General features: G+C 60.2%; 9 protein-coding genes and 1 pseudogene. 2 read left to right on the forward strand and 8 right to left on the reverse strand.

The features are described from left to right. Positions 1–70: 70 nt before the first annotated feature. The 7 genes and pseudogenes from QDY28_RS28855 to QDY28_RS28885 form a co-directional block, all read right to left on the reverse strand. A complete protein-coding gene (locus tag QDY28_RS28855) occupies positions 71–1,351 on the reverse strand; it encodes a TRAP transporter large permease (RefSeq protein WP_331384679.1) in 1,281 nt (426 codons plus the stop codon). Beyond that, positions 1,342–1,920 (reverse strand): TRAP transporter small permease, encoded by a 579-nt coding sequence (locus QDY28_RS28860; RefSeq protein WP_331384680.1) that lies wholly within the window; start codon positions 1,918–1,920, stop codon positions 1,342–1,344. The genes QDY28_RS28855 and QDY28_RS28860 overlap by 10 nt, the downstream gene beginning before the upstream one ends. 114 nt (positions 1,921–2,034) lie before the next feature. Then, complete coding sequence (locus tag QDY28_RS28865; protein WP_331384681.1) at positions 2,035–3,012, reverse strand: TRAP transporter substrate-binding protein; 978 nt, start codon at positions 3,010–3,012, stop codon at positions 2,035–2,037. A 244-nt stretch (positions 3,013–3,256) separates the two neighbouring features. Continuing rightward, positions 3,257–4,138 carry an amidohydrolase family protein gene (locus tag QDY28_RS28870; RefSeq protein ID WP_331384682.1) on the reverse strand — a complete coding sequence of 294 codons (882 nt, stop codon included), beginning with the start codon at positions 4,136–4,138 and terminating at the stop codon, positions 3,257–3,259. Positions 4,139–4,173: 35 nt separating this feature from the next. Next, positions 4,174–5,079, reverse strand: coding sequence for a 5-dehydro-4-deoxyglucarate dehydratase (gene kdgD / locus QDY28_RS28875; protein ID WP_331384683.1), 906 nt, complete (start codon positions 5,077–5,079; stop codon positions 4,174–4,176). A gap of 71 nt (positions 5,080–5,150) precedes the next feature. Further along, positions 5,151–5,891, reverse strand: coding sequence for a FadR/GntR family transcriptional regulator (locus QDY28_RS28880; RefSeq protein WP_331384684.1), 741 nt, complete (start codon positions 5,889–5,891; stop codon positions 5,151–5,153). Between the two features lie 172 nt (positions 5,892–6,063). Then, positions 6,064–6,991, reverse strand: a pseudogene (locus QDY28_RS28885) (LLM class flavin-dependent oxidoreductase); the annotation flags it as partial. A 5-nt stretch (positions 6,992–6,996) separates the two neighbouring features. On the opposite strand from QDY28_RS28885, the gene QDY28_RS31125 reads away from it, so the two are divergent. Beyond that, on the forward strand, positions 6,997–7,257 hold the full coding sequence (locus tag QDY28_RS31125; RefSeq protein ID WP_442967611.1) for a hypothetical protein: 261 nt from the start codon (positions 6,997–6,999) through the stop codon (positions 7,255–7,257). Between the two features lie 381 nt (positions 7,258–7,638). On the opposite strand, the gene QDY28_RS28890 is transcribed toward QDY28_RS31125, so the two are convergent. Further along, on the reverse strand, positions 7,639–7,785 hold the full coding sequence (locus tag QDY28_RS28890) for a DUF1127 domain-containing protein (RefSeq protein WP_331384686.1): 147 nt from the start codon (positions 7,783–7,785) through the stop codon (positions 7,639–7,641). A 446-nt stretch (positions 7,786–8,231) separates the two neighbouring features. Here QDY28_RS28890 and QDY28_RS28895 point away from each other — a divergent pair, with 446 nt between their 5' ends. Continuing rightward, complete coding sequence (locus QDY28_RS28895; RefSeq protein ID WP_331384687.1) at positions 8,232–8,558, forward strand: DUF6665 family protein; 327 nt, start codon at positions 8,232–8,234, stop codon at positions 8,556–8,558. Positions 8,559–8,796 lie beyond the last annotated feature (238 nt).

The following is an 8,796-nucleotide window of genomic DNA, read 5'->3' on the forward strand; positions in this document are numbered from 1 at the left end:
GGCAGCAAAAGAAAGCGCAGGCCAGGGCGGCTTGACCCTGGCCTGATAAGCCTGACAGCTGCCGATCGGCCTACCGGAAGAGATCCTGGATGAACATCGAGGTTTCCGGGATGAGGGTGACGATCATGAGCGTGGTCCAGAGAGCGACCATGAAAGGCCAGATCGAGCGGATCACCTTGCTGACGGGCACCTCGCCGATAGCGCAACCGAGATAGAAGGCGGCACCGACCGGCGGGGTGTTGAGGCCGATGGTCGAATTCAAGAGCACGATGATGCCGAACTGCACCGGATCCATGCCATATTGCGTGACAATCGGCAGGAAGATCGGCGTGCACACCAGAATATGCGCGGCCATGTCGAGGAAAATGCCGAAGATGAACAGCGCAATGTTGACCAGGATGAAAATCACCCATGGCTGCGTGCTGACATGGCTGAGCGCCTCGCCGACCATGTCGGCAACACCGTAAATGCTCATCAGATAACCGAACATGGTCGAGATGCCGATCAGCAGCAGCACGACGCCCGTAGTCTTGGTCGCCTTCGCAACCGCCTTCAGAAAGTTTTCGAAGGACAGGCTGCGATAGACGAAAATCGTCAGCAGCAGCGCGTAGAGGACGGCAACGGCGCCGGCTTCCGCCGCAGTGAAGACGCCGGACAGAATGCCGCCGACAATGATGACGATGATGAAAAGGCCGGGAACCGCGGCCGCGAGACTGCGCCAGACCTCGATCCAACCCGGAAACTCGCCGCGGCTGTAGCCGCGGGTGCGCGCCACGAAATAGGCCGTCAGCACGTTGGCAACGGTCAGGATGAGCGCCGGAATAGCGCCTGCCATGATGAGGGCGTTCATCGACACCAGACCACCGGCGGCAAGCGAATAGATGATCATATTGTGGCTGGTTGGCATCAGCGCGCCGACAAGCGAGGAATAGGTGGTGACGTTAACCGCATAGTCCGCATCGATCCCTTCCTTTTTCATCAGGGGGATCAGGGCCGAGCCCATCGCGGAAACGTCTGCGACAGGCGAGCCGGAAACGCCGCCGAACATGGTGCAGGCAACGACATTGGTCATGCCGAGGCCGCCGCGTACATGGCCGACCATCGCCTTGGAGCTGCGGATGATCCGGTCGGCGATGCCGCCATACATCATCAGCTCGCCGGTGAAGATGAAAAACGGAATGGTGAGGAAGGAAAAGGTGCCCATGCCGGACGCCATGCGCTGGAAGACGACCGCCAGCGGCAGCCCCTCGTAGAGCACGGTGGCAATCGAGGACAGGCCGATGGCGAAGATGACCGGCATGCCGAGCACCAGCCCGCCAACGAAGACTGAGCAGAGAATGATCAATGCCATGAGGGGATAACCTTGATTTTCAGAACGGCGGCGACGATCCGCTCGACGGCGAAGAGGGCAATGAGCACGCCGCCGGCCGCAAGCGGCACATAGCTCCAGGCCTGCGAAATCGGCAGGCCGGGATTGATGTAAGGCGCCATCTCGATGCTGAGTTCGCCGCCGCTCCAGGCCATCGACAGGCCAAAAGCGATCATACCAAGATAGACGATGATCTCGGCCGCCAGACGAACACCCTCGGGCGCAAAATTGAGGAGCGAGTCCATGCCGATATGGCGTCCATCACGGACACCGACCGCTGCCGCCAGGCAGGTGACGTAAAGAATGACCACGAGCGCGAATATCTCGGTCCAGGCCGGAGAGTCGTTGAGCACGTAACGCCCGAAGATCTGATAGAGGACGGCTGCAACGATCAGAATTGTCCCGACGACCGCAATCATGAGGCAGATGCGCGAGAGCCACGCATGAAAGGTGAAATAAGCGCCGAGCATGCCCGTGGTGTTGGTGGTAGTACGGACCGCTTCCGAACGCGCGGCGGGATCTGCCGGCAGTGCATGCATAGGCGCGCCCATGCTTATCTCCTCGGATTGACCATTGAATGCTGATAATCGATTAGCGCTGTTCGGCGTCTTGTGGACGCCGGACGAAGGCGATGCGGGGGCGCGACCGCGCCCCCGGCAACTTCGCTATTTCGTTGCCTTGATACGGGTGATCATGTCCTTGAGGGCCGGATCGGTGACGAACTGGTCATAGATCGGCTGCATGGCGGCTTCGAAGGGCGCCTTGTCCAGCGGGATGACCTCGACGCCGGCCTGCTTCACCTTCTCCTCCGACGTTGTTTCCATCGCATCCCAGAGCTGGCGCATATAGACGACAGACTGCTTGGCGAGTTTGCGTACCAGCGCCTGCTCTTCGGGAGTGAAGCTGTCATAGACGCGCTTCGACATCAGCAGGACATCCGGGGCCATCGAGTGTTCGCTCAGCGAATAATACTTGGCGAGCTCGTAGTGATGGAAATTATAGTAGCTTGGCCAATTGTTCTCCGCGCCGTCAATCAACCCGGTCTTCAACCCGGTAAAGACCTCGCCCGTCGGCATCGGCGTGGCGTTGGCGCCGAGCGCCTTCATCATCGCGACCCAGATATCGGACTGCTGCACGCGGATTTTCAGACCCTTGAGGTCCTCCATCTTGCGCACCGGCTTGGTGGTATAGAAGGAGCGCGAGCCTGAATCGTAGAAGGCGAGGCCAACGAGACCGTGAGCATCGCAATCCGCCAGGATCTGATCGCCGATCGGTCCGTCGAGAACCGTGCGCATCTGGGCCTTGTCGTGGAACAGGAACGGCAGGACCGGCACCATCATCGCCGGGCAGATGGTGTTCAGCGTTCCGGAGTTGACGCGAATGAAGTCGAGCGCCCCGAGCTTGACCTGCTCGATGGTGTCCTTCTCGCTGCCGAGCTGCGAATTCGGGAAGACCTTGATCGTATATTTGCCGCTGGTCGCCTTGCTGAGCTCATCGCTCATGTACTGCACGGCTTTGACGGTCGGGTAATCCGGCGCCTGCACGTCGGCTGAACGGAACTGACGAGCCTGTCCCGTCGTGAACGTGCCGAGCGCGAGAAGGCCGGCAAATGCGGTCGTGATGATTCTGGTGCTGCGCTTCATTGTTTCCCTCTTTCCTAATTACAAAACAAGAACGACTGCCCGCTTGCGTGCCTGGATATCCAAGTCACGGCTGGGCTGAAAACACTGGTTATTTTTGGAATGGCAACGGCGGCCTGACCGGTCCGGTCTGTGCCGAGTTCGGCCCAACAGCGGCGCAGCCGTTTTGGGCTCGCAAGATGCCGGCAATATTCATTGATCTCCCCTCCTCAACGAAGGCCGGAACCTCCTCGTTCCGGCCGAAATCTCACTGCACTGCGCCCCCGAACGGCGCAAAACCAAACAGCGCCTCGGGATTGTCGACGAGGGCAAGCCTCAGGGCGTCCGCACTCGGCAGCCAGCCGAGCACCGTGTCCGTTAGCGTTGCGTCGTCAGGATAGTCGGCGTTTTGCCGCGCCAGATTGTGTGGCCAGTTCGTGCCCCAGACGATACGCTCCGGCGCATGGGCAGCCACGTCGCGCGCCACGGCCGCAATATCCTCGTAAGCGGGACCGCCGCTCTTCGAGGATTCATAGCAGCCGGCGAACTTGAACCAGCAATTGCCCTTGTCGATCAGCCGCTTCACGGCCGCGATCTGCGGGCTCTCCGGCGTCACCCCGGAAAAGAACTTGCCATGATGATCGAACACCCAGCGCGATTTCAGCCGCGCCAGCCGAGACTCGTGCTCGAGAATATGGCTGCCGTCGAATTGCACGGCCAGCATCCAGCCACGCGCGCTTGCCCTGTCATCGACGGCTTCGAGCGCGTCGAGACCGACGGCGCCGCCCGGAAGGTCCATGATGCGCGCGCCAACAACGCGGGCCTCGGCAAGCCGGTCGAGCTCCGCCTCCGGCGTCTCGGCATCAATGACGGCGACGCCGCGGGCGATATCGCCCATTTCAGCGAGACAGGCATAAAGATTGCCATTGTCGCGCTGATGCGCATTGCCCTGCGTGATTACCACGCGGTCAATTCCGAGCCAGTCCATGACCTGGCGATATTGGTCAGGTGTCGGCAGGCTGCCGGCCGGCAGATCGGGGCCTTCGGGCTGCGCTGGAAAACCGGGCAGATACATATGCATCTGCGTGTCTACCGTTCCGTCTGGAAGGACGATGCGAGGCGGAGTGCCTGAGAGCTTGCGCACCAGCATGTCACCTGCCCTCCGTGCGAAATTCGACCGCCATCTCACCGCTTCCAGGGCGAGATGAGCTTGTCGAGCATGGCCTCTTCCTCAACAGTCAAATCATCCAGAGGCGGCCGCACCCTGCCGGCTTCGAAACCCTGAAGCCTGACGCCTGCCTTGATGGCAGAGACCGCATAGCCCTTGCGGCGGTTACGAATGGCCATGAAGGGATAGAAAAAATCCTTCAGGATCGTCTCGCAGCGCACACGTTCACCGGCGCGAAGCGCCCGGTAGAACTCGACCGCAAGTGCCGGCACGAAATTGAAGACGGCGGAGGAATAAGTCGTGAAGCCGGCGCCGAGATAGGCTTCGGCGAAGAGTTCGGCCGTCGGCATGCCGCCAAGATAGGTCAGCCGGTTGCCGAGCGTGGCGGTGATCTGCCGCACCACACCGATCTCGCCGGTGCCGTCCTTGAAACCGACCAGGTTCGGGCATTCGTCGCAGAGGCGCTTCAGCGTATCGACCGAAAGCACCGAGTTGTCACGATTATAAACCATGACGCCGATATCGACCGACTGGCAGATGCGCTTGACGTGGGTATAGAGGCCTTCCTGCGGCGCATCGATCAGATAGTGCGGCAGAAGCAGGATGCCGTCGGCGCCGGCCTTCTGGACCGCCTGCGCCAACTCGACACCGACATGCGAGCCGAAGCCGCAGCCCGAAACGATCGCCGTCTTGCCCGCAGCCTCCTTGGCTGCCCTGACAATGGTCGGTATCTCGTTCGGGGACAGCGAGAAGAACTCGCCCGTGCCCCCGGCCGCAAACAAAACCGGCGCATCATAGCCGGAGAGCCATTCGATATGACGCTGATAGCTGTCGGAGCGGAATTTCTCCTCCGCATCGAAATGCGTAACGGGAAAGGACAACAGGCCTGCGCCCAGCGCGGCCTTGATTTCTTGTGGCGTCATCAGGAATTCCTCTTCTGCCTCCTCAGGCAGGAGTTGTCATATATGTATGACGTTTTCCTGTCAACAACTCATCATACAGGTTTGCGCTGTTCGCGCAGAAGCGCGCGATAGCGCTCCTGGCTGCCCCGCAGATGCCTGCGCATCGCCTCGCGGGCGCCCTCTTCATCGCCGTTCGATATGGCAACGACGATCTGGCGATGCTCCTCGTCGATCAACAGGATGTAGGCATCCTGATCGGGCTCGGGTTCCCCCTCGCGCATGGCCGCGCGCGGAATGATCCGCGGCCCGATCATCGAAAGGAATTCCCGGAAACGGGAATTGTTGGTCGCCTCGGCGATGGCAAGATGCAGGGCGAAATCGGCCTCACTCGTCGGAGCACCTGCATTGAAACAGTCGCGGAGCGCGTGATGCCGCTCGAAGATCGTCTCCTCCTGCGCCGGCGAGCGCCGCAATGCGGCAAGCCCGGCAGCCTCGACCTCCACGGCGGTTCTAAGTTCCAGAAGCTCGATAACGGACGACACCCGGGCCTGATCGAGATTTCCAAAGGAGAGGACCGGCAACGTCGCCTGCTCCAGCACGAAGACGCCTGCCCCCTGCTGCGCCTCGACCAACCGGTCGGCCCTCAGTGCGGCGATCGCCTCGCGCACGACCGTACGGCTGACACCGTGGGTCTCGGTGAGTTGCGATTCGCTCGGCAATTTGCTTCCCGGCGGAAACTGTCCGCTTGCAATAGCCCGACGCAGCGTATTGGTAAGACGCGCAACCAGCGTCTGCGACTTGGCTTCAGTCGGGGACTTTGGCTGAACGGCCACGTCGGTACCTCTCTTGATCGGTTTCGGCGATGAGAAAAGCACTGCGCGAAGTCGTATGTCAAGTTGATGCTAACACATGCGAGCGGCAAACTTGTAGACGGAAACTTCCCACATGTATGATGAGTTGACTTGCCGGAAGAATCGCCGCTTTCAATGCATTGCGCGCTGCAACTCAGGCGTAGCGTCGTTCCTCTCCGCCCGATGCAATCAGGGGCGCGGTGGACCAGCCGAGTTCCGGCGCGATCCGCGTGACGAAGTCATGGAGGATCTGGCGATATTCCTCATGTTCGAACTCGTAAGGCAGTTCCAGCCGTAACTCGCTGACCTCCGGCAGCAGCGGATCGGCAAAGAGCCGTTCCAGTATGTCATCCGAAGTGCCGACGATATCGCGGGCAAAGAGGGTGCGTTTCTCGCCCTGCGGCGATAGCGTCCGCTGATAGCGGCCCGCTGCGTAATCAAGATACCGGCGGCGGGTAACCGCGTCGGCGCTATCGATCGGCACGATGACGCGTCCGAGCGCGACACGGCGCTCCGGCCCGGCGGCAGCACGATAGGTTTCGACCAAGCGCAACTGCGCGAGGAAGAAATCATCGGTTCCCTCGCCCGAGATCACATTGCCGGTCAACAGGTTGAAGCCGTTGCGCCCGGCGCATTCGGCCGAGCGTTGTGACCCGCCGCCATACCAGATTCGGTCGATCAACCCCTTGGCATAGGGCTGCAGGCGCGGCCGGATCGGACCGAACGGCGTCTTGATGAAGGTCTGCTCGTCGCCAAGATGGGTGCCGCGCAGATTGTCGGCAAAGCGCAGGACGCGAACATGGGAAAAATCGTTGCTCGTCCAATCGCCGTCGAAGACCAGCGGCGCGATCAGATCGGCATGGGGCGGACGCCCGGCGCTGACGCCGATATTCAGCCGCCCTCGCGACAGAACGTCGACGGTCGCAAGATCCTCCGCCAGTCGGTAGGGGCTTTCATAGCCGATCGGAATGACCGCCGTTCCCAACTGAATCCGGCTGGTGCGCTGGGTTGCCGCCGCCAAGAAGGCGCTGCCCGACGAAATGCCGGGCTCGAGATGCCGCTGGCGGGACCCAGGCGCTGTCGTGCCGTGCAGCACGCTCGGCACCATCTCTTCGGTCCGGTAGTCGGTGACCCCGGCCCGGCGGGCGAATTCGGCGGCCTGTTCGGCGCTGCCGACATTGATCGTCTGACCGTTGGGAAGGAAAAGCTTGACGATGCGGAGATCACCGACACGCGCACGCGCCTGCTCTTCGCTCTCGGCGGCAAAGGCCGCTGCTGCGGCGCAGGGCATTGCGAGGTCCGAGCGGAGCCTCATCGCTCGCCGCGTCCAGTCGTCAGCGTCTGCTGACGGACAGGTATCGGACCATTGAAGCGCCAAAACGCCCGCGGGTTTCGCAATGGCTTGCTCTCGGAGGCCTTACAGTTCTAATTAATGGCCTATGGATTTGAAGCGAGAGAAACTTGCGTAATGCCCGATAACCGAGGTCAAATGAACGACAACGTCATCCAGTTTCGCAGACCAAAGCCGCCCAAAACACCGCGTCCTGGTTTGCGCAAGTTGCTTGTCGTCCTCGTCGTCATTGCGGTTTTCGCGGCCGCTTGGGGATATTTCCAGATTTTCGGCCGACCGGTTTAATGAGAATGCGCCCATCCTGGCAAAACAAAACGCCCGCTTCATAAGAGCGGGCGTCCAAACATTCTCACTATGACGATGTGAGAGAATTCAATATTACTGTGCGAGCGCTTCGCGAGCGATACGTTGGATATCGGCGCGCTCGATACCGATGTCGTTCAGTCTGTGGTTCGACATGCGGCCAAGTTCCGATACGGTGCGACGATACTTGCGCCAATTGTTGAAGGAATGCGCGATGTTCATGTTCATCCCCTTTCTGCGGGCTTGAAGGAGCGGCTGCCATTCAGGCGCCGCCGTGTTTTCGATGGTTGCGATATAAGATCTGGCCTCACCGCTTAACAGTGCCGGTCCGGCATTGCACCGTTGCGATTGGCGCATAGCTTCATGCCAATCGCACGTTTTTTAGACTTTAGCATGCGGAACTGCGCCCAGGCTGAGGGCTAATTCGCAACGAAACTCAGAGACGCGCAGCAATTTTTGGGCACCATTCGGATTTCGGCTGCAGATTTTATACTGATCTAGATGGCCGGCATGCGATTAATGCATGTCTGCCAACCAAGGCGTCGCGGTGCCACTTCGCGCCGAGGATATGCGCCGTATCGAAGCCGAGACAGGCTATGTGGACCTGGCCTATCGATCTACCGGGCATGATCGGGTAACATTGCCTGCAGACAAGAGGATATCCATCCATGAGCCTTCGTCCGCCGCAATCTCTAAGGCAGTTTAACTCGTCTGGTGGGTTCAATGTTCTCGAATACGAACTCATGTCCGAACGCGCCAGCTCCCTTGGACGCCATGGCCTGAAGGTAGAGTCCGTGCTTGCGGAACTGCGGGCGTGGGACGCGGCTCGCCACAGCGAGGCAGACCGCGAGAACCTCGTCGACAGGGCTTCCGATGCAGTCTGGGCCTTCTTCATTCAACGTGAAATCTGCGGCCTGCGAAACGGCCGCGACGTCATCCAACGCTATGCGATCCCCAAAGAGGTTCTTGCAAAGGTCGGCGTTGTGCGCCGGTGAACCGGTCGGCAGCTTCGACACTAACACTACTTTGGCAGAATTGAATTTAGGTTCATTTGGAACCTGATACGGCAGTGTGGACATCGTTGTGGTGGATGGTGGTTTGAGAGTGCGGCTATGACGGCACGCCGGACAGCTGGCAGTGTCGGCTTAGGCGGGCCGTGCCTCTTTCTTTTTTTCCCGCTTTGCCTTGTTGAGGCGCTGATGCTGAAGAAAGGCATAGGCAATCATCGTCATC

The sequence above is a fragment of the Rhizobium sp. BR 362 genome (genome assembly GCF_036528765.1).
GTDB lineage: Bacteria > Pseudomonadota > Alphaproteobacteria > Rhizobiales > Rhizobiaceae > Rhizobium.